This window comes from Ignavibacteria bacterium (genome assembly GCA_015709655.1).
Classification (GTDB): domain Bacteria; phylum Bacteroidota; class Ignavibacteria; order Kapaibacteriales; family Kapaibacteriaceae; genus OLB6.
This window is the reverse complement of record CP054181.1, coordinates 1084024-1110080: the sequence shown is the minus strand read 5'-3', so window position 1 is coordinate 1110080 and position 26057 is coordinate 1084024. Positions and strand designations below refer to the sequence as shown.

Annotated in this window: 22 protein-coding genes; 18 read left to right on the top strand and 4 right to left on the bottom strand. The window is 49.6% G+C overall.

Going from position 1 to position 26057, the window contains the following annotated elements; all coding sequences use genetic code 11:
- The first annotated feature begins 6 nt into the window (after window positions 1–6).
- The 9 genes from HRU79_04560 (at window position 7) to HRU79_04520 (ending at window position 15800) form a co-directional block, all read left to right on the top strand.
- On the top strand, window positions 7–4335 hold the full coding sequence (locus HRU79_04560; protein ID QOJ25957.1) for a hypothetical protein: 4329 nt from the start codon (window positions 7–9) through the stop codon (window positions 4333–4335).
- A gap of 19 nt (window positions 4336–4354) precedes the next feature.
- Window positions 4355–5440, top strand: a complete 1086-nt coding sequence (locus HRU79_04555) for a PorV/PorQ family protein (GenBank protein QOJ25956.1) — start codon at window positions 4355–4357, stop codon at window positions 5438–5440.
- 49 nt (window positions 5441–5489) lie between these two features.
- Entirely contained in the window at window positions 5490–6863 is a 1374-nt protein-coding gene (locus tag HRU79_04550; GenBank protein ID QOJ25955.1) for a GWxTD domain-containing protein, read from the top strand.
- A 3-nt stretch (window positions 6864–6866) separates the two neighbouring features.
- On the top strand, window positions 6867–7733 hold the full coding sequence (locus HRU79_04545) for a lysophospholipid acyltransferase family protein (GenBank protein QOJ25954.1): 867 nt from the start codon (window positions 6867–6869) through the stop codon (window positions 7731–7733).
- Window positions 7734–8052: 319 nt separating this feature from the next.
- Window positions 8053–8874 (top strand): rRNA pseudouridine synthase, encoded by an 822-nt coding sequence (locus tag HRU79_04540; GenBank protein ID QOJ25953.1) that lies wholly within the window; start codon window positions 8053–8055, stop codon window positions 8872–8874.
- A complete protein-coding gene (locus HRU79_04535; protein ID QOJ25952.1) occupies window positions 8874–10964 on the top strand; it encodes a BatA domain-containing protein in 2091 nt (696 codons plus the stop codon). The genes HRU79_04540 and HRU79_04535 overlap by 1 nt, the downstream gene beginning before the upstream one ends.
- A gap of 329 nt (window positions 10965–11293) precedes the next feature.
- Entirely contained in the window at window positions 11294–11848 is a 555-nt protein-coding gene (locus tag HRU79_04530; GenBank protein QOJ27267.1) for a DnaJ domain-containing protein, read from the top strand.
- Window positions 11845–13686: a M61 family metallopeptidase gene (locus HRU79_04525; GenBank protein ID QOJ25951.1), complete on the top strand. Its 1842-nt coding sequence runs from the start codon at window positions 11845–11847 to the stop codon at window positions 13684–13686. The genes HRU79_04530 and HRU79_04525 overlap by 4 nt, the downstream gene beginning before the upstream one ends.
- Complete coding sequence (locus HRU79_04520; protein ID QOJ25950.1) at window positions 13683–15800, top strand: tetratricopeptide repeat protein; 2118 nt, start codon at window positions 13683–13685, stop codon at window positions 15798–15800. Before HRU79_04525 ends, HRU79_04520 begins: the two co-directional genes overlap by 4 nt.
- Before the next feature lie 3 nt (window positions 15801–15803).
- On the opposite strand, the gene HRU79_04515 is transcribed toward HRU79_04520, so the two are convergent.
- Complete coding sequence (locus tag HRU79_04515; protein ID QOJ25949.1) at window positions 15804–16088, bottom strand: ATP-dependent Clp protease adaptor ClpS; 285 nt, start codon at window positions 16086–16088, stop codon at window positions 15804–15806.
- Between the two features lie 111 nt (window positions 16089–16199).
- Between HRU79_04515 and HRU79_04510 the strand changes: the two genes are divergently transcribed.
- The 9 genes from HRU79_04510 to HRU79_04470 all read left to right on the top strand — a co-directional run bounded on the left by HRU79_04510 (window position 16200) and on the right by HRU79_04470 (window position 24266).
- Window positions 16200–16892, top strand: a complete 693-nt coding sequence (locus HRU79_04510; GenBank protein QOJ25948.1) for a CADD family putative folate metabolism protein — start codon at window positions 16200–16202, stop codon at window positions 16890–16892.
- A 12-nt stretch (window positions 16893–16904) separates the two neighbouring features.
- Window positions 16905–17813, top strand: coding sequence for a class II glutamine amidotransferase (locus HRU79_04505; protein QOJ25947.1), 909 nt, complete (start codon window positions 16905–16907; stop codon window positions 17811–17813).
- The gene (gene nuoL, locus HRU79_04500) at window positions 17810–19765 is read left to right on the top strand and encodes an NADH-quinone oxidoreductase subunit L (GenBank protein QOJ25946.1); all 1956 of its coding nucleotides are present in this window, start codon (window positions 17810–17812) and stop codon (window positions 19763–19765) included. The genes HRU79_04505 and nuoL overlap by 4 nt, the downstream gene beginning before the upstream one ends.
- 42 nt (window positions 19766–19807) lie before the next feature.
- Window positions 19808–20332 carry a hypothetical protein gene (locus HRU79_04495; protein ID QOJ25945.1) on the top strand — a complete coding sequence of 175 codons (525 nt, stop codon included), beginning with the start codon at window positions 19808–19810 and terminating at the stop codon, window positions 20330–20332.
- Between the two features lie 305 nt (window positions 20333–20637).
- Complete coding sequence (locus HRU79_04490; protein ID QOJ25944.1) at window positions 20638–21357, top strand: SOS response-associated peptidase; 720 nt, start codon at window positions 20638–20640, stop codon at window positions 21355–21357.
- On the top strand, window positions 21354–21821 hold the full coding sequence (locus tag HRU79_04485; GenBank protein QOJ25943.1) for a TlpA family protein disulfide reductase: 468 nt from the start codon (window positions 21354–21356) through the stop codon (window positions 21819–21821). The genes HRU79_04490 and HRU79_04485 overlap by 4 nt, the downstream gene beginning before the upstream one ends.
- A 26-nt stretch (window positions 21822–21847) precedes the next feature.
- Window positions 21848–22438, top strand: a complete 591-nt coding sequence (locus HRU79_04480) for a thioredoxin family protein (protein QOJ27266.1) — start codon at window positions 21848–21850, stop codon at window positions 22436–22438.
- 102 nt (window positions 22439–22540) lie between these two features.
- Window positions 22541–23419, top strand: a complete 879-nt coding sequence (locus HRU79_04475) for a hypothetical protein (protein ID QOJ25942.1) — start codon at window positions 22541–22543, stop codon at window positions 23417–23419.
- Complete coding sequence (locus tag HRU79_04470) at window positions 23394–24266, top strand: hypothetical protein (protein ID QOJ25941.1); 873 nt, start codon at window positions 23394–23396, stop codon at window positions 24264–24266. The genes HRU79_04475 and HRU79_04470 overlap by 26 nt, the downstream gene beginning before the upstream one ends.
- Here HRU79_04470 and lysA read toward each other — a convergent pair.
- Genes lysA through HRU79_04455 form a run of 3 tightly spaced genes read right to left on the bottom strand, consistent with a single transcriptional unit; the run spans window position 24250 to window position 26056 of the window.
- Complete coding sequence (lysA, locus tag HRU79_04465) at window positions 24250–25482, bottom strand: diaminopimelate decarboxylase (GenBank protein QOJ25940.1); 1233 nt, start codon at window positions 25480–25482, stop codon at window positions 24250–24252. The two genes, HRU79_04470 and lysA, sit on opposite strands and share 17 nt — an antisense overlap.
- Window positions 25470–25805, bottom strand: a complete 336-nt coding sequence (locus tag HRU79_04460; protein ID QOJ25939.1) for a DUF1232 domain-containing protein — start codon at window positions 25803–25805, stop codon at window positions 25470–25472. The genes lysA and HRU79_04460 overlap by 13 nt, the downstream gene beginning before the upstream one ends.
- Window positions 25802–26056, bottom strand: a complete 255-nt coding sequence (locus tag HRU79_04455; GenBank protein QOJ25938.1) for a hypothetical protein — start codon at window positions 26054–26056, stop codon at window positions 25802–25804. The genes HRU79_04460 and HRU79_04455 overlap by 4 nt, the downstream gene beginning before the upstream one ends.
- Window position 26057: the final 1 nt, after the last annotated feature.

Here is a 26057-nt window from a genome sequence, read left to right as displayed (position 1 = left end):
AGAATTATGAACGTTAAACCAATTTTTAAGTACAGCGCTGATATGATAACAAAGAAACTATGGATTGTTGCTCTTGCAATTATTCTGGGCACTACTCAAGTTGTGACCGCTCACATCGCTGAGAAGGCAAGATCTGCAAAAGATAATGCAGAAACAGTGCAACGCGGTGCTCCGTCCGGCGCCTTTGATTTGCAACGCAATGTTGTTTCCAACATAGATTTCTACACCACCAACTACGGCATTTTTGGATTTAATGTCCTGCGCCAGGTTGGCGGTACTTTCTGGCCACGCGGAAAACAAAACCAATATCTCTTTGCATCAGGAGCCTGGTTTGCAGCACTGAAACGTCCACCGGGAAGCACGGAACTGCGCAAACGTGTTGCTATTACCTACGATCCAAACTCCGGTGAAAGCTGGATGGTTCCCGGAGCCATTGAGGACGGTGATGGTGTAATCAATTCTGGGGATGCCATTCAGAAGAACAGAGTATATTTCTCAACCGACTTCAACATACAGGATGGTACAGATATTTATAATCCTGATTTTCCGAAGTGGCCAATCTGGGATACATCCGAGTCGGATACACTTCGTGTAAATAATTATTACGGCATGTACGTTAACAACCCGGAATCCCGGTCGCGTACTACCTATCGTAAGGGACCAGCCTTTATTTCGCAAGAAGACATTTTTAGTGTTTATAAGGATACAGATTTAAGCCGGTACAAAGGCGGTGCCCTTGCACGTAAGAATGAAGGTTTCCCCCTGGGCCTGCAAATTGAGCAAATGATTTACAGCTGGGGTTTTGGTGACTATGCCGACTTCGTTTTTATGAAGTACATGTTCATTCACCCTAAAAAATATACCGATACCCTGTTCCAGTGCTGGATGGCCGGTGTTCTTGACGTTGACATTGCACCTGCAACCAACTCTCGGCTTGGAGCTGACAATGACCGTGCACGGTACTATAAAGAAGAGGATTCACTGAACCTGGCTGTTCAATGGACGAACTCAGACCGTGGCGAAGCCAATCAGGGATTTGGCTACCTTGGCTTCAACTTCCTCGAGAGTCCCGCTGTTGACGTTGACGGATACCTGCGAACCGACAAAAAACAGTTCCCTGTATCTGAGCAGCTGGGTATGCGTACCATGCGTAACTGGCCAATTACTGTTGACCCACTTGGGAATGAAGAACGATATAACTTCATGTCGTCACAAGATCTTGATGGAGATGACGGCCCGGGTGACCGCCGACTCCTCATGGCTACCGGCCCCTTTAACGTAAAACCTGGCGACTCGGCCCGTATCGTTATTGGTGTGATTCTGGCAACAACGGCCTCAGGAGCCGACGCAACCGGTACCACCGAAGATATGGCAGAGCTAATCCGGAAGGTTCGGTTTGCTCAGTTTGTGTACAATAATCAATTCAGAGCCCCTCAGGCACCCGGTATCCCCATCATCATGGGCTATGAGTCATCGGGTTCATTGTTTACTGTACCCCGCCCAGGTTGGCTTCCGTTGAACAATGCCGTTGCGATTCAGTGGGACAGTACCGCCGAAATATCGATTGATACATTGGAAGCTGGTATGGACTTCCTTGGATACCGGATATATCGCGCCCGCCGCACAGACCTTGACACCTTTGCCCGCGACCTGCAACTGACCGAAAGAAAGGGCCCGCTCGCCTGGAAACAAATTGCTCAAATCCCGGTTCCGCCACCATTCCTGAAAACAAGTACACTCACCGAAACCGCAAAGCTGCCTATTGATGATCTCTTTATTGCAGACGTTATTAAACCCGGGCAACGCCGCTTCCTGGTTGGCCGCAAACCATCGAATGCCCTGCCGTGGGCTGGTTACTGGAATAAGCTGCTAAATGCTCGAAGGCCAAACTATGGCTTAACAGTGAATACTGCAGACAGTACAATCGACGTTAGCAAGTTCGACAAGTTCGACTCTGTGCGCTTTACATATTTCTCAACCCGGGTTGAAGAACTTCCTACCGTTCGGAGGGTTCCGGCTACTCAATCAAATCCGATGGGCTTAGACACCGCGCAGAGCAAGGCAGCCCTGGATAGTTTGATTAAGCTGATCCTTGCGAAGCGTATTGTGAATGAACCGTTTTTATTCAAAGACCGTGAACTCAATGCTGATGGTGAAATGACGGTTTTGAGGCCATGGGAGGAAACACGAGAAGTACGCCATGATATCGTTGCCCCCTATATCCACAAAATAACCAACGGCCGTCAGTGGTATGATAATGGCGATGATAACGGCGACGGTAGAATACTGTGGGACCCCAATCCTGAAAAATCGGAAAAACTGATCAATAACATTGATTACTATTATGCCGTTCGTGCCTATGACGAAGGCGATTACCTTCAGGATCTTGGATCGAAGCTTACGATCAAGGGGGTTGGCCTTTCGAATACAGTAGCAGCAATGCCTTTGGCTGACCGGCCATCCGGTGACAACACAGTAAACTTTACGATCCCTCCTGATCAGGCTGAAAAACTTGGTGGTATTTACAACATCCGTCTGCTGATTAATGACCAACAGCGATTTAATCAAATGTTCGCAGGCAAGACTCTTGAACTGGAATTTGATCGTACCTGGTTTGGAATAGACCACGATCAGGATCCTGCCACCACACCGGTTGGATGGTACGGGTTGGTAATGACGCTACGCGATTCCGCAACCCAAGCTATGATTTCTCAATGGCAGTCTAACCTGCCTCCGCAGCTCTGCGGTGGTGCCGGTCTTAACGGCAACTTTACCGAGAATGCCCTAACCTGGGTAGATGTAAACAATAACAAGGAATTTCTTGATTCAGCTACCGGGTTAATGATTACGAAGGTATTTGATCCTGTTACCGGGACACTAATTCGCGTTGATACCAACTCGTTCCACATGCCCGATAACATGGAAAAAGTTGTCCGCTCGGGTTCGTACATCACGAGTGCTGAGTGCTTTGGTAACAAGTATGCCCTTGGTACAGTTGGTATTGGGTTTGACTATGCCATACAACAGTACGGCGGGGTTTACCGTACCCTCCCCAAAGGCGATATCATTAGTGGTGGTGACCCCAACATCTATGTTGGTGCTGCACGGAAAAGTGCACAGGTGTACAATGATAAAAGCAACCTGAACCGTCCGCCGGCCTACTTCGAAGAACCCTACCCAGGATGGCAGCTCAGCCCGGGTGTCAATTGGGATGTTAGTTACAATAACGGCCCCGGAATCTATGAAATCACCTTTGGTGAAGGCGGGACCGAAACGATCACAACCGGATTTTCTACGTCAACCAAGATTGGCGATGACAGTGATGACGGTAAACGTGCAACATTTGAAAACGTACCATACCTTACGATGCACGTTCGTAATGTTGAGTCATTTGACCGATCGGATGCCAGACCCGATGGAACCGTTGGTTCTGTTACGGTGTCGTACCCGGCAGAACTGAAGGCAGCTCAATTTACAATGGACTCAATTCAGTTGCGCGCTGATTTCCCGAATCCTGAACTTACACCTGTTGGCTCGTATTCCACAGCTGCTTACGGCTGGAGAAATTCACGCTATGGCAATTTCACCACAGCTACACTGAAATACTTTGCAGCAGATTCAAACAGTGGCAGCCCCGTGGGAACGATGGGACGCTACTACCTGAGCCGTAACCTCTCTACAACAGGCAAGGATACTCTGGACTTTACACACGTGATTACCATTGCAGGTGCTCAGTTTGTAATCGACTTCTCCCGGTTCGGATCCAGGAATGCCGCCGCCGGTTTACGTGTTGCACCTGTGAACGTTCCGTTCCATGGCAATACTGCAAGTTCCGAAAAACCGATTCCTCCCGCTACTGACTTTAAACCCGGTGATAAAATCAGACTGTACACATTTGGCGGTGCTTTCGGCTTCCCGATGGATTCAACCAAGGTGTATGCTAAGATTGGTCATGATAGCCCCGATATTTCTGGCCGGCCGTACACCGAATCCGAACTTGAACAGATTCAGGTTGTTCCCAACCCATACTATGTAACTCACGAAGGAATGCGTTCGCCGTACGAAGGACGTTTGTACTTTACACGTCTGCCCCGACAAGCCAAAATTTCAATCTATACGCTGAGCGGTGAACTGGTAACAACGTACAACCACGATGAATCAACATCAGATGATCCGCATACCTTTGGCACATACGTATGGGATCTGCTTAGCAAGAACCGTCAGCGTGTGGTAAGCCAGATGTTAATTGCCAAAATTGAGACACCGGACGGAACGTCGGTAACTAAGAAATTTACAATCGTGCTTGGCGGAGCACGGATTCAAACCCAAGAGTGATCAGGAGATGCTAAACATTATGAATACCCTCTCGATATACTTAGTGCGGGCATGCAGTGTTGCAGTGCTCTACCTGACAGCTACCTCTACAGCCCTGAGCCAGTTAGTGGCCGTGACTGCCGGCGAATACACCAAGGTGGGGTTGTCCGGTGGACAGTTCTTAAAAGTTGGTGTTGGTGCCCGGGGAACTGCTATGGCCGGTGCATACAGTGCCCTTTCCAATGACTTAACGGCGATTTTCTGGAATCCTGCCGGTCTTGCCCAGGTCAAGTCTTACGGGGCAGACTTCAGCCAGACGTTCTGGCTGGCAGGTACCACGCATAGCTTTGCTGCTGCTTCTATTCCGCTCAGTGACAAGTTTAAATTTGCTGCAAGCTTTGTATCCTTCAGCAGTGGAGATATTCCAATTACAACTACGGCCGACCCAACCGGTTCTGCCGGCGGACTATACAGCGTAAATGACATTGCGGTGGGGGCCACGCTTGCGGGATACCTTACCGAACAATTCTCGTTTGGTGTTACAGCACGCTACGTTGACCATGGCTTCAGCAGTATGTCGGCCTCGGGTGTATCATTCGATATTGGAACTCGCTACAAAACAGGCGTTAAGGGCCTGGATCTTGCCTTTAGCATCAATAATCTTGGTACGGCACAGGCATATACCGGATCCGACCTTACAAAAACGGTCCTTCCGGCGCCCGGCTTAAACTCAAGCCAGGTTGACGCTATTCTGGCAACCAATAGCTTTGATATCCCGCTGTCATTCCGGGCAGGTTTGGGCGTGAATATGTTTGAAGGCTTAATAGCCGACAAACACGAGGTGGACGCCGATGGTACGATTGTCCATGACTGGGTGGTCGGTGCCGACTTTGAAACCTTCGCCGATGTGCCGGAACAGTTTGCTATCGGTACTGAATATACATTCCGAGAGTTTGTTTCCCTTCGCGCAGGCTACCGGTTTGGTCAGAGTGAATTTGGCTTATCAGGCGGTGTCGGCCTGGTATATCGAACCGGTTCGTTCGATGGACGCCTGGACTATTCCGTCAGCCCGTCGGCAAACCTTGGCATGGTAAATCGTGTAAGTGTTTCCTTCTTCATCGACTAACATTCTCGGGCGATTTGTTCTTGGATTCGCACTTGTCATAGCCCCTTTCATGAAAGGGGCTGAACAGAGTATTAACATCCTTGCCGATGCTGTTCAGTTCAGAACCTCAGTGGGAAGCACGCGCTGGGAGTTTCAGTATTCGTTCCCGGATACCACACTAACTCCTACACGAACGGCTACGGGTGACTACGAGGGCGAACTCCTGTGCACGCTTCGCTTACGTACCCCGGACGGTGATACAATTACCGATAGGTGGATTGCTGCCGGCCCATTGCCGGGTTTGGTGTTTAAACATAGTCGCTTTTTTACCGGAGTCAGGTCATTTGAGCTACCTCCGGGCAGATACCACGCATTGCTCAATGTGCAGGATTATGTTAATACCAAACGTGCTGCAATGCTTCAGTTTGACTTTGATGTCCGCGGGTTCGGACAAAAAATAGAGATGAGCGATCTGATGTTTACTGCACCGTCTGCCGGCGATGTAGTCCCGCACTATACAAGAAATGGTGTCGTGGCAATTCCTAATCCCCGACATGAATTCTCAGGCACAGACCCCAATATCTCGGTTTATTTTGAAGTCTATCAAGCCCTGGCTAACCATGCAGATACACTTGCCGTTGAGTTCGAGGTCCTGGATTTTGCACTTCAGCCGGTCCTAAACCAACATGCTAAACTTCTTGGCAGTGGCAATGGTTTAGTTGTGAGTGAATCTATCCCGGCAGGAGCACTGCGCACAGGCGTCTATACGCTCAATGTGAGGATATTCCAGTATCCAACCAGCGGGAACACACCCATTGCTTCTCGCAGTGAACGATTCTACATTCTTAACCCTGAACTCCCGCCCGAGGGAACCATCCTGCTAACAGAAGAACAACGCTTCCTTGCGTCTGAGTGGGCTGTATGCGAAGGCAGTAAGCTAAAGCTGGAACTCGAATTGTCAGACGTTCTGGCTACTAAGGCGGAAAAACAAACTCTGGCCGGCCTTACTGATGTTCGCGCTCAGCAACGATATCTGTATCGCTTTTGGCAGTCTCGCGACCCTGATCTGTCCACACCGGTAAATGAACGCCTGGATGAGTTCCGATCCATGCTTAAGAGGGCTCAGGCGTTTTATGCAAGCCCCGCATTTAAAGATGGATGGCGCAGCGATCGCGGCCGTACACTGCTGAAATATGGTCCGCCAACCCAGACAACACAACACATTCAAACCATCGATACAAAACCATACGAGGAATGGTTCTATCAGGGAATTCAGGGCGGCGTGTATTTTTATTTTGTGGATGTGCAGGGTCAGGCAAATCATAAACTTGTTCATAGTACGATGATTGGCGAAGTGCGCAACGAAAAGTGGTTTGAAATCTACGCAAAGGCATTCGAGCCCGATCCGATGCCTACGCGCTCGCTTACTCCTACGGCACGGTAAGTAATGGCACACCGGTTTCAGTACACAGTAATCAGCATTCTGTCGGCTGTTCTGCAGAAATGTGGACTTCGCTGTACGCGCAAATTCGGCAAAATGCTGGGCCTGCTGTTGATGCTGCAAACAAAACGAAGAATGATAACCTACGATAATATCAGCAAGGCGTACCCCGGACACTCAGATGAGTGGAAAGGGGCTTTGGTACGTGGTGCATACGTTAATCTTGGAATTACGTTTGCCGAGATGCTGTATTCAAAGGCTCTGTCAGCCGATGACCTGATAAACCAGGTTACGTTCTCAGGTCTTGACGTTGTTGCTGAACGGGCAAGGAACGGTTTGCCAAGTATCCTGCTTTCCGGACACTTTGGAAACTGGGAATATTTGGCGATGGCAGCAGGTGTTTGCCTGCACAAGCCCCTTACCATTGTTGTCCATCCGCAACACAATGCCTATCTGGATGCTGAGCTGAATACCATCAGGACGCGTTTTGGTAACATCGTTGTCCCAATGCACAAGGCGGCACGGACCTTGGTCCGCACGATTCAGGAAGGTGGCATTGTGGCGTTCCTGGCAGACCAGCATGCTTCGGCAGACCATGATCCGCAGATTGAGTTTTTTGGCAGACCTACGCCAACGTACAGCGCTCCGGCAGCACTTGCATTGAAATTTAATGTGCCCATGTTTTTAGGGACGGCTGTCCGACACGACACAGGTAAATATTCCGTCAATGTGCAGCCTGTTCCTTCAGCAGATCTGTCAGATAACCCGGAATCAGTCATTGAATTAACACACCGGCATGTTGCAATGCTGGAATCAGAAATTCGAGCAAATCCACATTTGTGGAGCTGGCAGCATAGACGTTGGCGAATGTAGGTTTTTTTCTTCACGATGTGAATCGGCACTAATTATGAAGTTTTCAGGTTCAAAAGTCAGACGCCCGGATGAGTCAGATGCAGCATCATCCAAGAAGGATCGGCGCACAGGCGGGAGTCGTCCCACGGGCGGGAGTCGTCCCACAGGCGGGAGTCGTCCCAGCGGCGGGAGTCGTCCCAGCGGCGGGAGTCGTCCCACAGGCGGGAGTCGTCCCACAGGCGGAAGTCGTCCCACGGGTGGGAGTCGTCCCACGGGTGGGAGTCGTCCCACGGGTGGGAGTCGATCGTTTGGCAGACGGGATAACAGGTCGGAGAGGGACATGCGCAGTGATGGAAACCGTCGTATTGTACAGGAACGAAGTCAGAAGAGACCGTTTTCGAAAAAGAACGAAGCAGAGTTACCGGATCATGAAGTACGGTTGAATAAAGCAATTGCTGACGCCGGAGTTGCATCCAGGCGAACTGCTGACGACTTAGTACGAAATGGTAATGTTACTGTGAATGGCGTAGTGTGCACAGAACTCGGCAGGAAGATTGGCATTCATGATGTAGTTGCCGTAAACGGTGAGATTATTACGCGATATAAACACCTGACCTATATTTTATTAAACAAGCCTAAGGATGTAATCTCTACCTCGAACGATGAATTAGGCAGGACTACGATATTCGACATTGTGAGATTGCGAACGCGGCTATTCTCAGTTGGCAGACTTGACAGGAATACGACGGGTGTATTGTTGATAACCAACGATGGTGATCTGAGCAATCGCCTCATGCACCCCCGATACGGTATCGTACGCGCCTACAACGTAGCCCTTGATAAGCCACTGCAGGAAAAGCACGCAGCAGCGATTGCAGCCGGCGTAGAGTTAGATGATGGTCCAAGCCGGCCATGTGAAGTTTTTGTAAATCCTAAAGATGCACATAAAGTGCAAATCGAAATTACGGAAGGCAGAAACCGGGAAGTGCGCAGATTGTTTGAGCATTTTGGTTACGACGTTAAAAAGCTCGACCGTAAGTATTATGCCTTTCTTAGTACGCAGGGGCTGGCGCGCGGCGAATACCGTCACCTAACGCGCTCTGAGGTAACCCGACTGCGTCGGCTTGTTGGACTTGAGTCCCAGCCGGGGAGCCGTCGGTAGTGAATTTCCTAAATCCACTGGCACTGATTGGGATGATAGCAGCGGGGATACCGCTGCTGTTGCACCTTTTTAATCTTCGGCGTTTGCGGACAGTTGAGTTTAGTACCCTGCGGTTCATTCTTGAGTTACAGCAGACTCGTGTACGGAAACTCAAACTTCAGCAGCTGCTCCTCCTGATTCTGCGGACCCTGGTTGTTGCCTTTGCAGTACTGGCGTTTGCCAGGCCAACTGTACCATCCAATTTGCCATTACTAACGTCAACAACACATGCCAGTGTTGTTATTGTTGTTGACAATAGTGCCAGTATGGACATTGCCGATCAGAACGGAGTGCGGTTTCACCAGGCTCAGAAGTTTGCACACCAGGTTATCGATATGATGCGCGATGGTGATGAAATAAGCGTGATTTCGCTCATTCCAACACCCGAAGCAGCCGGTGCGGGTTTTTCACGCGTATTCAGTCAGGCACATTCCCGCGTAAATGCACTGCACGTGTCTGACGGTCTGCCTGACACCGAATCCCTGATGGAGATCCTTGGTACCTTATTTGCCGATGCCTCGCATCCTCATAAAGAAATTTATTTTATCAGTGACGGACAGAAAAATCTTGATGTTGCCGATGCTACCGAAGCTGTTAGGGGGCTTAAAATTGATGCATCCGTTTTTATTCTGCCTGTTGGCCAGGGCGTAGCCGGAATTGATCAGAACCTGTCGGTTGATTCGGTTACTCTAAGGTCGGTACTACCACAGGTTGGCAAGCCGATCGAAGTGGAAGCGTATGTCCGTAATGGAACATCGCGTGATGCAAAGGAAGTCCCCGTATCAATGTCGGTAGGCGGTTTACGGGCTGCCCAACGTGTTATTGATGTGCCGGCCGGACAAACGCGCTCGGTAGTGCTGGGAGCACCGGTTAGTCATACAGGGGTAGCGAGTATATCGGTTGATGTTGAGAATGATGCTCTGAACCGGGACAACAGTCAGTACCTGGGTGTCATGGTACCGCCACCTGCGCGTGTTGCAGTGATTGGCTCTGGCATTACTGCAGATCTGGCAGTGCTTGCTCTTAGCCTTCAGGCTTCACAGGCAGTAATCGGCAGTGTTCAGCGGTACACTGACTTCCGGATGCTCGGAGATGCCGGTGAGCAGTTTGACGTTCTGTATCTGGCCGGCGCAAACATTGGTGTTAACGATGTTCCACCCTTACTGCAGTTTGTGCAGGACGGCGGCGGAGTAGTAACCTTTATATCGGATAACCCTGCTATGCGTGCATGGAGTACGTCGTGTGGCCTTTCATGGGAAGGCATGGCAGATAATTCGTCGGCGCGGTTAACAACCATCGATGAAGGACACCCGTTGCTGTGGGGCGTTTTTAATACCTCCGGGCCGCCGGCACCGGTCGAGTCGCCTGTCATATACAGCCAGGTGCGCATTCGCGGCGGAACAACCATAGCGTCATCAGAGCTTGGACCGTTTTTAACAGTGACCCATGTGGGCGCCGGAAAGGTATTATTCTTTACATCCATGGCCGATGGCAAGCAGAGTACCCTCGGATCGACCGGGTTGTTTGCAGCACTCATGGTGCGGTCAGCACTCTATCTTTCGAGCAGCAACACACAGGTTCAGCAGGCGCGGATTAACGAATCTGTGATGTACCCGATTCCTCGAAGCTATCAGGGGGTATCCTCATTCACTGTTACAGATGCACAGGGATATAAAGCAGAACTTGCGCCGGTCCGTTTGCCGTCGGGCGTTCACATACCAGTACCAGCGCAGTCTCAGCCGGGAATTGTTACGATTGCCACGTCAACCGGAACGGTTATAGGCGGTATTACAGTAGTACGCCCTTCTGCTGAAAGCATCCTTCGTTACTTCTCGGAACAGGAATTTACTTCACTGCTGGGTAGATTTGTCGTGCATCCCGATCGTGTACTCATGGCAACCGGACGTTCCATGCATGAGGCAGTTCGATCAGCCCGTATTGGGTCGGAGCTATGGCCACTATGTATCATACTCGCCCTGTTTTGTGCGATTACGGAGATGGTTATAGCCCGCCTTAGCGTACAGGAAAATCAGGAAAGCGTAATCCAGTGAAACCGCAGCTCCACCCACTAACTGAAGAGTTACGGTGCAAGTGCGCTGAACATCGGCGGGCGCTGCGTGAGTGTTTGGGTGAATGGCACAGACTTACCACGCAGGAGCGACCGTGTTTGCTGGAGAAGTACCACAAGGAGTTTGGTAATCTGGAACTCTACCGTCAGCACCTTGTGTTACGCTGTGCTGAGTTACGTCGGAGACTGGAGTTGTTGTACGTTAAGGTAAACCGGGGAGAGTCTTTAACAGCCGGCATGTTTGCTCGTATTAACGAACTTGTGAACAGCGAGTTTTCAAAAATGTACGGTCGGCTTGCCAAGGCAGAACAGATGAATGCCACCCGGAATGCAGGAGGACAGCCAACTGTGGCAGGGCACGCAGAGATCAATTCGATGTATCGAACTCTTGCAAAGAAGTACCATCCTGACGTGACCGGGGAAACGGATTCGGTCCAGGAGTGGCATGATATTCAGACGGCTTACAGGCATGGCGACGCCAGCAGACTACGGGCCTTGCTTACCCTGATGGAGGCTGATGAACCGGCTGCGTTAGAAGCTGCACAGGAATCGTACCAGGACCTTGTTGATACAGAGGCACGCCTTGCCGCACGCCGGCGCATTGAGGAGCGTAAGCTACGCCGCCTTCTGAGTGAAGAACCATTTGCACTCAGGGATCAACTATCCAGCGAAACATGGATTACCGAACACAGGCTGAAACTCCAAAAAGAGATAGCAACCTGTGAAACAGCCATAGCAGAATATGAACAGAGCTATGCACAAATCGCATCAACTGTTGGCGTAAGTACAAAAACGCCGACCGTAGAGCCGACAACAACCGAATTTGATAAAGAATTTTTTGATAATACGTACTTTGGTGGACGATGAGCTATTCGATTGAACAAAAGGACGCGGATGTATGGGGAAGTTCCGCTGATATTGAATACGAATTGAAGTTTGACATGGCAGCCCAGCACCTGGTGCAGGTAACGATGCGGATTAGCAACATTAATGCTGCCGTTGTGGTGTGCACGCTACCGGTATGGGCACCGGGATCGTACAAGGTTCGTGACTTTAGTGCTCATCAGGGCAACATGGAAGTATGGTGCATTGAAGATGGAGAAAAATCTAAAGCTGTTTCGCGCTGGATTTCGAAATGCTCAATTGAGATACAAACCGGAGACTGCTCCCAGGTAGAACTATCGTACGTTGTGTACGGCCTGGAGCGATCTGTACGCACAAACCATATCAACCGTAACCACGCCTTTATTGTGCCGGTAGCCACCCTGATGTATGTTGAAGGTCGTTTGGACGAACCCCATCACGTAATCCTGAAGCACGACCAAAAACTCTGGCAGCAGTGTTCCACCCAGCTATCGCCTGTTAAAGCCCCTTCACAAGAGATGGTGGTATTGGGAGCGCTGAACTACGACATCCTTGCCGATTCACCAATTGAAATTGGAAACCATGAAGTACGGACGTTTCGTGCATTGGGAGCACAACATGAAGTTGCAGTGGCTTCGGCTCAGCCGGTTAACGTTGACTGGCTTACACAGCAGCTGCGCGTGATTGTTGAAACCGAAGCAGCCATGTTTGGCGGTGTTCCGTATGACAGGTATGTGTTTATCGTTCAGCTATACCCCGATGCCGGCGGCGGATTGGAGCATTCCCGTTCATCGGTGAATGCAGCAGACCCATCAATGATGACTGATAAAAGTAAGGTGGGCAGATTACTGTCGCTGTTGTGTCATGAATACTTTCACCTCTGGAATATTAAACGGATACGACCCATTGAGTTGGGTCCGTTTAACTATACCACTGAAAACTACACCTCGATGCTATGGCTTGCCGAAGGCGTTACGTCGTATTACGACAAACTGTTCCACTACCGGTGCGGCTTTTGTAAGGAAGATGAATATCTAAAATCAATAGCAAACGATCAGCTCACATCGCTGCACCGTGTTCAGGGCAGATTCCGGATGTCGGTACGCGACAGCAGCTACCTTGCTTGGGTTAAACTGTACCAGGCAGGTGCCGATGGCACCAACCGATTCCCCTCGTACTACCTGAAGGGCGGCATCATATTCTGGCTGCTGGATTTATACATCATATCGCATACTGACGGCAAGCAAACGCTGGATGACGGGATGCGTGCCTTGTGGGTACGGTATTCCGAAAACCCGGCAGTAGGAGTTACCGGTGACGACGTTGTTGCCCTGTTTGAACGTGCCACCGGTGTCCAGTTGCGTGACCGATTGTATGAATGGCTGGACGGTGCGGCAGAGTTGCCAGTAGAAGAGATCGTAGCACCGTTTGGCATATCGGTAACGCGAAGAGTAAAAACACTACCAACTGAAGAATTGAATGACGGTATTCCCTTTGTACGCCTCCCGGCACCTGCCTTTACCGGCCTCTCGCTTGTTGACAAGCAGGGAGGCGTTACCGTGCGTGCCGTGGAAGATTTTTCACCGGCATTTGATGCGGGAATTGGTATTGATGACGAAATTCTCTCAGTGAACGGCATACGTGTACGGGATACTGCTCACGCCACCTCGTTGTTTGCCTCTGCAGAGGGGAGCATTGCCGTACATGCCACGTGTGACGGACGGCTGTACGCCACAACGTTGAAACCCGTACCCGAAGAAATCGTTGAACTCACTATTTTGCCTGAAAGTACCGTCCAACAGAACCACCTGCGATCCGTCTGGCTGAGCAGACAATCATGAAACTGTCACGTTTAATAGCGCCCCTTACCGTCCTTGTTTTAATAACAAGCTCATGCTCGTGGTACGACAACCGAATCACGTACTTTAACACCTACTACAACATCCAGAGAATCATGGGTGAAATGAAGGATGAGTTTGAGTATCAGGATGAGAATAAGCGAACAAAACCGCGTGTGCTTGTTCCCGGATTAGACAGTGCAAAACTGATAGCACGAGAGAACAAGATATATCAACCGCAATATCAGTTTTTGTTAGCATTTACTATTGAACGAGCAAAATATCAGCCGGTGGCAACCAAGGGTGACTCAGTTCTGTTAAAAGGATCGAAAATTCTGGCAAACCACCCGAAGTCAGAGTATATCGAAGGTACCTTATTCTCGATGGCGGAAACCTACTTCTTCCGTCAGGACTGGATCCCAAGTCAGCAGAAATGCATCGAACTCATTGAATCGTTTGCTGATGGCGATTACAGTCCGGACGCCCACCTCTTGTTATCGAAGGACTATCTGCTACAGAAGAAAATATCGCTTGGTAAACAGATGTTGTCCAGAACCGTTGATATTGCATGGTACAAGGACAGGTACGACATCCTGAGTCAGGCGTATCGCATTCAGGCAGAGCTTGCCTTGGAGGAAGGAGACCTTGATAAGGCTGTAGCCCCCTACAAGCAGGCTATTGCTCAAAGTGAAGACGACGCGGTGCGGGCTGCATGGCAGGTTGAGGTTGCATCTATTTACTACCGGATGGGAAAGTACGATCTTGCCGAAGAAGCCTTTGCCAAGGTTGAGAACTATACACCCGATCTGCTGGCACAGTTTGAATCCCGTCTGTACAGAGCCGCTTGCATGGTACAACTGGGCAGGTTAGACGAAGCAGAGCAAAAGTTTAAGGAGCTTGACGATAACAGGAATTATGCCGACTGGACAAGCTACATTGCCGCCGAAAAACTTGCATTGGAGCGGGCACGCAGTGCTGACCTGAGTAATCCGGCCCTGATTGCAAAGGAGAAAGTTGCCGATACGTCGTTTATCGGAAGGCCTGAGCTCATGGCTCAGAACTTTCAGAAGGCTATGGAGTACTTTAATAAACATGAATATGAAAAAGCCCTTGTGTATTTTGCCAAGGCTAAAGTAATTCGTACTCCCGTCTATGAAGTAGCTGTAAAATACTATTCGCTGTTAAAACAGTGGGAAGATCAAAACCTCAAACTGTTTAACTTCAGGTCCATGGTTGTTGACAGACCCGGCTTGAGTGATTCCGTAAAAATTATGACTGCCCGGGAAATGTTTTCAATGGCCCGGGTGCATGAACAACTGGGCAATACCGACAGTGCCCTGACGTATTATGCAATGGCATTCGACTCTACTGCTGCTGCCGACCCCGAACGCGCACGATACCTGTATTCCCGGGTACGGTTGGTTCAGAAGGACGATCCTGACCTGGCCGATTCCCTCATGGAAATCATTAACGAGAAATGGCCCAACAGTCCGTATGGCAAGGAAGCCGGGCTGGCCCTCGGATATGCCTCCGATGTGCAGCCCGACGATGCACTTGAGCTGTACAGATCGGCCCAGAGCTTCAGGAGAATCTCGGATTACGTGTATGCCGGAAGGCAACTCAGGTCAATTGTTGACAAATTCCCGCAAAACAAATATGCACCCAAGGCCCTGTACGCCTTGGGCATGATGTATGAACGCGATGTGTTGAATACCGACAGTGCCCTGCATTACTACGGCCTGCTTATTGAGAAATATCCAAAGTCAGAATATGCACGCGATGTTTTTGCCTCGGTAGAATACGCATTGGCAAAGCGTAACAACACCACCGTAGCAGACTCCGTTCTGCTCCGGGATTTGGACCAGGACCTGTATAAACGGGCAAAAGCAGGCGAGACGGATGTGTTGGAGCAGATGATCGATAAAAACAAGGATGCACTACAAATCACGGGCCCTGCAGGCATCACACTGCCTAACATCCCCGGAGCACTACCAGGTGGCTCGATGAATGACCTTCTGCAACAGCAACTGAAGAAAGTTCAGGGCGTGGTTCTTCCGGGAGCAGATTCAATATCGGTTAAACCGCCCGACACAACAGGGGTACCCCGAAAACCCTAGGTGTTAGAATACGATCTCGGTTTGCAGCTGAATTTCCTGCAACACCGATGCAACCCGCAAACAGTCAGAAATTGTCCCCGTAAACACGGTTTCCTTCCCGGACGTATGCACCGCCATCGTCAGCTTCATTGCATACGGGAAAGAATATCCGGTGGCAAGCACAATTTGAACAACAACTTCTTCAATCGTATGCTCATCGTCATTATATAAAATCACGTGTGACTGTAACCCCGTTACGGTATCCTCGGCAAGCAGGGTATCGGTATGTTCGGTAGGGAAATACGGCATAATCGGACTGGAGTACAAACCAACTGGGATTCAAAAATAAGAATTACGCTATCTTTGCAGTCTTGAAATCTACTGCCTTTTGCTTCTTCTCACAACACACCGGAACTGGTTATGACAACACAAGAATTTCTAGACGAACTTGACAGTATTATTGCTGAACGGCACATGCTTCAGCATCCGTTTTACCAGATGTGGAACGAAGGCGCGCTGTCGCTGGACATGCTCCGCGAGTATGCCCTGGAGTATTACCACCAGGTGCATGCCTTTCCAACGTACGTAAGTGCTACTCATGCTAACTGCGACGACATGGAAATTCGGCAGATGCTGCTTGAAAATTTGTACGAAGAAGAAAACGGTCCGAACAACCACCCGGAGTTGTGGATCAGGTTTGCCGAAGCTCTGGGTGTTACACGGGACCAGATCAAACAGCGGAAATACTTGTCGCATACCCGTGCATCGGTACGTATCCTCAAGGAACTTGCCCGCCGCAACAACCCGGCCGAAGGGCTTGCTGCTCTCTATGCCTACGAGTCACAAATCCCTGAAATCAGCACCACCAAAATTGCCGGTCTGAAAAACTGGTATAACATGAACACACCGCAGGCCTTAGGCTTCTTTGAAGTACACGAGCATGCCGATGAAATTCACCGTACTGTAACCAGGGAGGCACTGGTGAAGTTCTGTCAAACAACGGAACAAAAGCAGACCGCACTGGATTCAGCGCGTGAAGCGGCCGATGCCTTTAACCTGCTGCTCGACGGAGTGTACAATACCTGGTGCTCCGAAACGGTGGCGATTCAGTAAAAATTCACGGTTATGTGCAGATTTATCGCATACATTGGCCCACCGATACTCGCAGACGATCTGTTGTATAAACCGAGGTTTTCGCTGGTAACCGCCCAAAGTATTAATGCCGGCGAAATGTCGGTCTCGGTCAATGGTGATGGCTTTGGCCTGGGCTGGTACGCACCAGAGCTTGACAGTGAGCCGTGCGTATTCAGAAGCATTAAACCGGCCTGGGGCGATCACAATCTGCGCAATCTGGCCAGAAAGGTCTATTCGCCCTGCATGTTTGCCCACATCCGGGCTGCCTCGCCCGGCCTGACCATCGAAGAGGTTAACTCGCACCCGTTTTGGTGTGGCCAGCTGATGTTCATGCATAACGGAGTGTTAGGGGGCTATAAGCAGATCCGTAGGAAACTGCTCAGGAAACTGTCAGACGAAGCCTACGATGCCATCCAGGGATCAACCGACAGTGAGCACCTCTTTGGTCTGTTTTTAAATCATTTGCCCGAACCGCACGGTACGGTAACATGTGAACAGATGATACAGGCAATGGAGGGGATGTTTCAGGATCTTAACAAACTGCTCCTGGAAGAAGAGGTACGTCAGCACAGCTACTTAAATTTGGCAGTAACAAATGGTACCAGCCTGATTGCCGTTCGGTACACAACGAACCCCAATGTTCAGCCGGCATCGTTGTACTACATGCACGGCCACGAGTATCACTGTCGGGGCGAAACCTGCGTTATGGAACCCACCTTTGGAATTCCCAGCGCCATTGTTGTTGCCAGCGAACCGTTCACGGCTCGCAGATCTGACTGGATGAAGGTAGAACGGAATTCAATGATGGTAATCGACGAGACAATGCGGATAACGTTCCGCAACGTTCAGATGGATATCGAATCACTAGACTTTACATCAATAGCTCCGGAGATTGGATGAGCCCGGCACTTATTACTCTTTTCCCGTTGGTTGGCTTTGTTATCATCGGGTTGTTTAGTAAAAAACTAAAAAGTGAAAAGCTGATAGGCATTATTGGCAGCGGAGCCATTCTCCTGTCATTCATTGTCACCTGCACCTTGTTCATCGAAATGCTGGGTAAACCGGTTGTCGAAAGGTCATCAGTGACAACGCTGTATACCTGGATTGCAACAGGTTCATTTTCGGTAAACATTGCATACCTTATTGACCCGCTTTCGATATTGTTCTCACTGATTATTACCGGCGTTGGCTTCTTAATCCATGTGTATTCCATGGGGTATATGCACGGCGACAAAGGGTACGCACGCTTTTTTGCGTATCTGAACCTGTTTGTGTTTATGATGCTTAACCTGGTTCTGGCCGACAACTTCCTGCTCACCTTCCTGGGCTGGGAAGGGGTGGGCCTTGCATCGTACCTGCTGATTGGGTTCTGGTACGACAGGGAATTTGAAGGAACCAATATTAAGTGGACCGGTGACGCTGCCATGAAAGCCTTTATTGCCAACCGGATTGGCGACTTTGGCGTTCTGGTTGCAATGTTCACGATTTTTAATGTCTTCGGAACGCTGAATTACACCGAAGTCATGGCGGCGGCGCCTTCGGTGCTTGTTGCCGGCGGCTCGGTTGTAACGTTTATCACCATGTTTTTATTCCTTGGTTGTACCGGCAAGAGCGCCCAGATTCCGCTGGGTGTGTGGCTGCCGGACGCCATGGCGGGTCCTACGCCGGTTTCGGCTCTTATCCACGCTGCAACAATGGTTACGTCGGGAATTTTCCTGATTGCTCGTGCCAATGTACTGTTTGCAATGGCGCCAACAACCATGGCAGTAGTAGCAGGTATTGGTATTGCAACTGCCTTTATTGCCGGTACCATTGGTCTGGTTCAGAACGATATAAAAAAGGTCTTGGCATATTCTACCGTATCACAGCTTGGATTTATGTTTACGGCTCTTGGTGTGGGTGCCTTTGTTGCCGGCGTCTTTCATGTAATGACCCATGCATTCTTTAAAGCCCTGCTCTTCCTTGGGTCGGGTTCGGTTATTCACGGTATGCACGAAGAGCAGAACATCCAAAAGATGGGCGGATTGGCCAAGTATATGCCTACAACCTATCGCACCTGGCTTGTGGGAACGTTTGCTATCGCAGGTATTCCCATCTTTGCCGGCTTCTTTTCGAAAGATGAGATACTGTGGTTTGCCTTTGTAAATGGAAGTCCATGGCTGTGGGGCCTGGGTGCAGTGGCTGCCCTGATCACGGCATTCTACATGTGGAGGCTGACGGCGCTAACGTTCCACGGAGAGGAGCGCTTCGACCATCACCATGTGCATCCGCACGAATCACCTGCAACGATGACGGTGCCACTGATTATCCTGGCTGTACTTTCGGCCTTTGGCGGCTTCCTGGGCGTTCCGCACGTTATTGGCCACCTGCTGCATTTCCCAAACCTGCTCGAATCATGGCTACACCCGATTGTTGAACCCGGTATGAGCCTGCTGCCCGTTCATGCACCTGCCAGTGATACTACTGCCTGGCTTCTGATGGGCGTCTCGGTAGTTCTTGCCGTCTCCGGTATCCTTATGGCTCGGGCACTGTATGCCAATGGCCTTGATAAGGCTCGCGAGCTGGGCAGGAAACTGGGTGGCGTTTACAAAGTCCTTTGGAACAAATGGTATGTGGACGAAGTATATCAGGCTGCAGTCATTGGTCCGGTAGTGGCAATGTCCAGAGACCTGCTGTGGAAATTCTTTGATGTAATAATCATTGACGGAATTGTTAATGGGTCTGCCAAGGTGGTAGGGGGCTGTGCATCTGCGCTCCGCCGTGTTCAGGATGGTGTAGTTCAGAATTATGCACTTGTAATGTTCGTGGGTATCCTTCTGCTGATGACCTTGGTAATACTGCCGTTTATTTAACATTGAACACCGATTCTTTTTTGTTCAGAAAGTGGGAACCGTATGAAATTCACCATGCCTTTTCTTTTTATTGTCGTGATGCTTGTTGGTCTTGGCTGCTCATCCTCAACAAACCCTAATGATGATTACAACAAGCAGCACACGAGCAGTAAGAACCGTCTGACCGCTAATGGTGCGGGATTTACGAATTCCCAATGGCGTGGCTACATCACCGATTCCCTGAACTTTGCGGCAACCAACCCTGCTGACGGTGTTGGAAGTATCAATATCGCTGGACTCACAACCATACTAAAACAGCCATTTGTATGCATGATCCTTGTTCAGGAAGCAAAACCCGGTACGTATCAGATTAACAGTACGCTTCAGAATGCAATTACAATTCAATATGGTGAACAGCCCGCAACCACGCTGTTTGCTTCGTCAGGTACAATCGAAGTAAAACAGTTTGGTGATGTTGGCGGCTGGGCTAAGGGGTCGTTTAGCGGAGATTTTGTGTCGCTCGACGGTAAGGTTACCATGACGGTCACAGATGGTGCGTTCGATGTTAAGGTTGTTGACGTACAATAGTTCTTGGTGTACGCTGGTGCTGCTTCAGAGCAGGTTTTACTACCGGTTCATTACGTTAGTTTTGCTTAGTAGTTGATCGTTGCCCGGAGGGGGACGAATGTTGATAATACTGAACTGCTGCTCCGCTGCCCGGTCATGAGATCCCAGGAACCTTGCCTCTCGGATTGATTGGCAACGGTTTCTAACGGTTGATGGTGCAGCCCGGTCAGGCAAGGTAGCACCGGATATTGGCTCTTGCCGGTTGTATTATAATGATTGTTAGAAATAGAATGGCGAGGAGTCACGAAAGAAGCATGCTATAACAGATGTGTTTTACTGTCTCGGTTTTTAGCAAGACCCACGAAATTGAAACAGCAATTGGAGCGGTCTTCAACAATGTAGATGGGTTTACTACGTTTTACAATGTCAGCGGGTTTGCTCATCCATTGTTACCCGTTGTACTAAACTCAAACCCGGGTTGTTTAGATTTGTTGCAGTGGGGTTTGATTCCATCGTGGACGAAGACCAGGGAAGATGCCAGGGCTATTGCCGGTAAAACGTTAAATGCACGCTCGGAAACCGTTTTTGAGAAACCGTCATTCAAAGCTGCTATTGCCCGACGCCGGGGATTAGTGCCGGTAAATGGTTTTGTAGAATGGCGCCACGAGTCGCAGTATAAGCAGCCGTATTATATCCGAAGTATTGCTGACCCGATGTTTACAATGGGATGTATATGGGAGGAGTGGACAAACCGTGAAACCGGCGAGCTTCACACGACGTTTTCACTGCTGACCACACAGGCGAATTCACTTCTGAGCTACGTTCATAACTCAAAACAACGCATGCCGTTAGTAATTCCAGCAAATGACAGGGAGGCCTGGCTTACGGCCAACACGAAACAGGAAATCCATAACCTGATGGTACCCTTGGCCGATGGCCAGCTGGAAGCAGTACCGGTATCAAGAACAATTTCTACAGTTAAAGTCAACACGTCGAATCCGGACCTTATCGAACCAATAGGCACACCTCTTCCCCTCAAACCATGATAACGCTATTTCTATCACTGGCTGTACTGCAGATTCAGCTACCCTCGGTTAAACTGAACGACCTTGAAGCCCGGATAACCGCCGCACCCGATACACTCTTTGTTGTAAACTTCTGGTCAACCTGGTGTAAGCCCTGCATTGCAGAGCTTCCCGAATTCGACGATTTCCATCGCATGGTTTCCAACAAGCCGATTAAGGTACTGCTCGTAAGCGTAGATGATATTAAGGATCGGGCAAAAACAGAGGCTTTTATCGGCAAACGCAACCTTGTTGCCGAAGTGGTGTTGCTGAACGAATCCAAACCACAGGAATGGATAAACTGGGTATCTCCTGAATGGAGCGGTGCCATACCCGCCACACTGTTTGTACGCAGCGGTACTGGCACTCGAAAAATTTATGAGACTACGTTTACGAGTTCCGATCTTCGGGATACAATTTCAGCGAATGGATGGGGAGAGCTATGATCCGACTTGCATTAGCCACGTTTACAATGCTCCTGGTTATTGGTCGAGTGATTGCCGCCGACACACTGCCACCAGGCGTAACCATTGGCGATAAAGCGCCTGACTTTTCAGCCCGGAACGTGGATGGTAAGACGGTATCACTAGCGTCGTTTCGGAACGCAAAGGGTGTGATTATTGTGTTCATGGCAAATCATTGCCCCTTCTCCACAGCATACGAAGATCGTATTATTGCACTGCATAAAAAATATGCCCCCGAGGGCTGGCCTGTTCTTGGTATTAGCTCAAGCGATGCCACTGAAGAGCCGGAAGACAGCTTCGAAAAGATGAAGGAGCGCGCTACGGAAAAAGAGTATCCGTTTCCATATGTTTATGATTCCACACAGGCAATTGCTCATGCTTACGGAGCGCGCCGTACCCCACACGTTTTTCTATTGCACAACACCAAAACCGGGTTTGTAGTGGAATATATCGGAGCGGTTGACGATAATCCACGCGATGCCGAGGCTGTTGAACAAAAATTCGTGGAGAATGCCATTGCCGATCTAACACATGGTACTACCCCGCGGCAGGCGATAACGAAGGCAATTGGGTGTACAATCATCTGGAAAGAACAATAAAAATTTACTATTCTTCTTTCTTTGTTATCGGCTCTCATCTCGAACGAAGGATGTAAGCCCCCTTACTAAAACAAGAACTAATCAGGAACTTTTGTAATTCAAATGGTTAACAACGGTAAACATGATGGTGGCCGCAAGGGACACGATCATAATGAATCTGACGATGAGCAACAGCCGCTCACGAATGAATCGGCTCTTGGCTTTACACCAGGCAGCGGCAGAAAAAAGAAGGCAGGTCCCAATGCATTTTCAGGCCAGCATGGCCGAAAGGAACGTCGCGACGGGAATCCCCGGGCCGGAGGTCCCAAACGCCGTGATGGCTCGCAGCACCGCTTTGCAGGCGGCCCACAGCGGGATGACAGACGTTTCCGGAACAACGATGCCCAGCACCGCGATGAAACTCAGCCACACAGGTCTGGATTCCGTCATGACGATAGGCGTCAGCATGACGATAGTGACGGTAACCGGCAGCAGGATGGGCAGCGTAAAACAAACTACAGGGATCGTCGGACGCATGGGGCGCACAGAAACGCAGACCCGAACCGACCGGGTAGCCAACGCAGATCAGCACACGGAAGTTCACGCAGAGATCCAGCCACTCCGCCAAGAGAAGACAGACAGTTTCGCACCAAGAGTAACCCTAACGATTTTTCCGACGACAATCGTTCACGTACTCCCGGCAAATGGAAGAAAACACGTAAGTTTACGAATAACGGCAATGCCCAACCCTATGGTTCCGGTAACGGTTCACAGGGTGGGGCCAGAAATCGTAATAATAACAAACGGACATTTTCAAAGGGTAAGGGAAAACCAAGGCTGGGGCTTGCCGAACGAAAGAACCACACCGAAGTAAGCCGGAGCAAGGTTTATACCAGCGACATGTTCCTGTATCGTGAGAACCTGGATCCTAATAAGCCTAAGGAACGAAAAATGAGAAGTCGAAAAAAACGAACCGATGACAACAATTCTTCAGAGGATTAGTATGAAATTCCTGCACTGTGCAGTAATACTCGCCATTGCTGTTGGAACTCTAGATACAGCAATGATTGCACGGCCTTCTGCCGATACATCATTTAATGTCAAATTTGGTGTCCAGGGAAGCCCCTTTATTGAAGCGTTTGGTGGACAGTCAACGTTTGGATTTGACGGATTTTCGGATTTTGGTAGTTCAGTTGCCACGGGGCTCAGATTTGGCTTCGATACACCCGAGTCCGAGACCAACAACATGCTTACGCATTCTAACAGGAATGGTATCTATGTGAACTGGATCATGGATGGCGATACAGCGGTATCGCAATACACTTCAGGGATTTGGAACTTTGGTTTTGTTGGATCGGAAAGCATAGGGTACAAACTCTCGGAGAGCGGAAACCAGAGTATTGAGTTCATCAACACCAAGGAACCGATTAGTTGGTTTGTTATGGATTTCCCTACACTGGGCTCAGATTCAATTCGAAATGAACGGTTAACCAGATTCGACGGTGTACGTTTTGGTGAGTCTTCAGGTGCTGGAATTGGTATTAGGGTGATGCCCGGAGTAACCCTGTCGGGTAACGTTGAGTGGGCACAGGTCTATGAGCGCCATTTGTTTTGGTATTGGACGATGAGTTCGATTATCAGCGGGGTTGCTGACGGTATCGGCTCGTACTTTGTTGACGCAGTAGGCAGAAGCTCGCCAATGGCAAAGCCCATTGTTCATTTCATTATCCGAAATGGTATCGCAATGGGGTTTAAAGCGCTCAAACGAAATCAGATGAACTGGCCGTTTAATACAACGGCTCCGCTAAATATTTTTACCATAGGCGGAAGTATTACAGTTGTATTCTAATTTGGGTTGCGAGTAAGTCGTCAAGTGTTTCGCGGCGCCGGATTATGTGTGCCTGTTTGTTGTGTACAAGGATTTCTGCCGGACGCAGCCTGGCATTGTAATTCGAACTCATGCTGTAACCGTATGCGCCGGCATTCTTAAACGCAAGGATGTCAGATTCACGGACTTCATTAAGTTTACGGTCCCAGCCAAATGTGTCGGTTTCGCAGATATAACCTACCACCGTGTAAATGCGCGGCGTACCTGTAGGATTCGATACGTTAATGATTTCGTGATGTGAACCATACAGCATTGGCCGAATCAGATGATTTAGTCCGCTGTCAACCCCGGCAAACACGGTTGCCGTGGTTTGTTTCACAACGTTGACGCGTACGAGCAAGGTTCCGGCCTCACTCACAAGGAACTTCCCAGGCTCAAACCATACTTCAACCGGGGTGGTGCGTGAGGCGTTGAAAGCGTTAATGCGGTCACCAAGACGCTTACCAAGTTCGTTGATATCAGTACCGATATCGTCTGGTTTATACGGTACTTTAAACCCGCTGCCAAAGTCAAGGAATGAAATCTGAGGATAATCAGCGGCAATATCAAGCAAAAGCTCAGCCCCCTGCAGAAACACCTCGGCATCCAGGATATCGCTTCCTGTGTGCATGTGTAATCCATTCACGTTGATCCCGTTGGTAGCAACAACACGCTGAACATGCCTCATCTGGTGAATTGAGATACCAAACTTACTGTCGATGTGTCCGGTACTGATGCGTTCGTTACCACCGGCCATAATGTGAGGGTTAATTCTGATGGCCACCGGAACGGTACCGCAGTAGTCATGACCAAATCTGTCGAGTACCGAGATTGCATCAATGTTAATTTGTACACCCAGCGAAATTGCTTCCCGAAGTTCTTCGTACTGCACCATGTTGGGCGTAAACAGAATTTCTGACGGTTGAAAGCCGGCTTCAAGACCAAGCTGAACTTCCTGCAGCGACACCGTATCCAGACCTACACCTTGCTTTCGGATAAACGCCAGGATGTTAATATTGGTTAATGCCTTGGCTGCGTACAAAATTCGGTGCGGGAAGCTCGAAAAAGCAGTGTTCAGCCTTTGAACCTGTTGTTCGATGATCGAGGCATCGTAAACGTAAACCGGCAGCCCGGCCAGTGCGGCAATATCGTTTACCGGTACGCCACCTATGTGGTATGAGCCGTTTATGAGTTCCATGAAATGTGATCTTTATAGCGCTCTATCTCGCCGTTCAGCCGCCTGATAACCGCACCAACAACAACGGTATCGTCGATGAAGCCAACAATTGGTATAACGTCGGGCACCGAGTCGAGTGGCATTAAAAAGTAGGCCATGGCAGATAAGATAAGCGCCTTCGTCTGCCATGAAAGGTGAAAAGAGCCGTCGCGCAACATTGCAACAAGCAGTCGAAGGTTCGCCACCAGGCTGCCTGCAGCGCGCAACAGCCGTACACTTCGAATGCGGCTCTCAGTCTTTCGGAGGATTTCCGGCTCAGCTTCGGGCCGAACGTTAGGCATCATTCTGAATCGTCAGTTTTTTTACCGTACTTCATAATGGCAAACGGTATCACTACACAGTAGCCAAGCACCAGTACAACCGGCGCAATATCCACGGCGAGCGGATTGTCCCAGTTGCCTCCAACACCGCTGGCAAGCAGAAGGAAGCCAAGAATGATGACCCCTATTCCAAGAGCGATGATGTACAGCTGCTTCTGTGTAAACGGGTTGTGCCACAGTACATTTTTCGTAGGTTTTGGTTTTGTTTTTACCATA

Bases quoted from the DNA above. Each gene is read 5' to 3' on its own strand.
- HRU79_04530 (QOJ27267.1), top strand. From the start codon at position 11,294: ATGAATGCCACCCGGAATGCAGGAGGACAGCCAACTGTGGCAGGGCAC.
- HRU79_04560 (QOJ25957.1), top strand. From the start codon at position 7: ATGAACGTTAAACCAATTTTTAAGTACAGCGCTGATATGATAACAAAG.
- HRU79_04540 (QOJ25953.1), top strand. From the start codon at position 8,053: ATGCGCAGTGATGGAAACCGTCGTATTGTACAGGAACGAAGTCAGAAG.
- HRU79_04525 (QOJ25951.1), top strand. From the start codon at position 11,845: ATGAGCTATTCGATTGAACAAAAGGACGCGGATGTATGGGGAAGTTCC.
- HRU79_04510 (QOJ25948.1), top strand. From the start codon at position 16,200: ATGACAACACAAGAATTTCTAGACGAACTTGACAGTATTATTGCTGAA.
- HRU79_04470 (QOJ25941.1), top strand. From the start codon at position 23,394: ATGACAACAATTCTTCAGAGGATTAGTATGAAATTCCTGCACTGTGCA.
- HRU79_04515 (QOJ25949.1), bottom strand. From the start codon at position 16,088: ATGCCGTATTTCCCTACCGAACATACCGATACCCTGCTTGCCGAGGAT.
- HRU79_04550 (QOJ25955.1), top strand. From the start codon at position 5,490: ATGAAAGGGGCTGAACAGAGTATTAACATCCTTGCCGATGCTGTTCAG.
- HRU79_04520 (QOJ25950.1), top strand. From the start codon at position 13,683: ATGAAACTGTCACGTTTAATAGCGCCCCTTACCGTCCTTGTTTTAATA.
- HRU79_04460 (QOJ25939.1), bottom strand. From the start codon at position 25,805: ATGATGCCTAACGTTCGGCCCGAAGCTGAGCCGGAAATCCTCCGAAAG.
- HRU79_04480 (QOJ27266.1), top strand. From the start codon at position 21,848: ATGCTCCTGGTTATTGGTCGAGTGATTGCCGCCGACACACTGCCACCA.
- HRU79_04505 (QOJ25947.1), top strand. From the start codon at position 16,905: ATGTGCAGATTTATCGCATACATTGGCCCACCGATACTCGCAGACGAT.
- HRU79_04495 (QOJ25945.1), top strand. From the start codon at position 19,808: ATGAAATTCACCATGCCTTTTCTTTTTATTGTCGTGATGCTTGTTGGT.
- HRU79_04555 (QOJ25956.1), top strand. From the start codon at position 4,355: ATGAATACCCTCTCGATATACTTAGTGCGGGCATGCAGTGTTGCAGTG.
- HRU79_04545 (QOJ25954.1), top strand. From the start codon at position 6,867: ATGGCACACCGGTTTCAGTACACAGTAATCAGCATTCTGTCGGCTGTT.
- HRU79_04485 (QOJ25943.1), top strand. From the start codon at position 21,354: ATGATAACGCTATTTCTATCACTGGCTGTACTGCAGATTCAGCTACCC.
- HRU79_04455 (QOJ25938.1), bottom strand. From the start codon at position 26,056: ATGGTAAAAACAAAACCAAAACCTACGAAAAATGTACTGTGGCACAAC.
- nuoL (QOJ25946.1), top strand. From the start codon at position 17,810: ATGAGCCCGGCACTTATTACTCTTTTCCCGTTGGTTGGCTTTGTTATC.
- HRU79_04475 (QOJ25942.1), top strand. From the start codon at position 22,541: ATGGTTAACAACGGTAAACATGATGGTGGCCGCAAGGGACACGATCAT.
- HRU79_04490 (QOJ25944.1), top strand. From the start codon at position 20,638: ATGTGTTTTACTGTCTCGGTTTTTAGCAAGACCCACGAAATTGAAACA.
- lysA (QOJ25940.1), bottom strand. From the start codon at position 25,482: ATGGAACTCATAAACGGCTCATACCACATAGGTGGCGTACCGGTAAAC.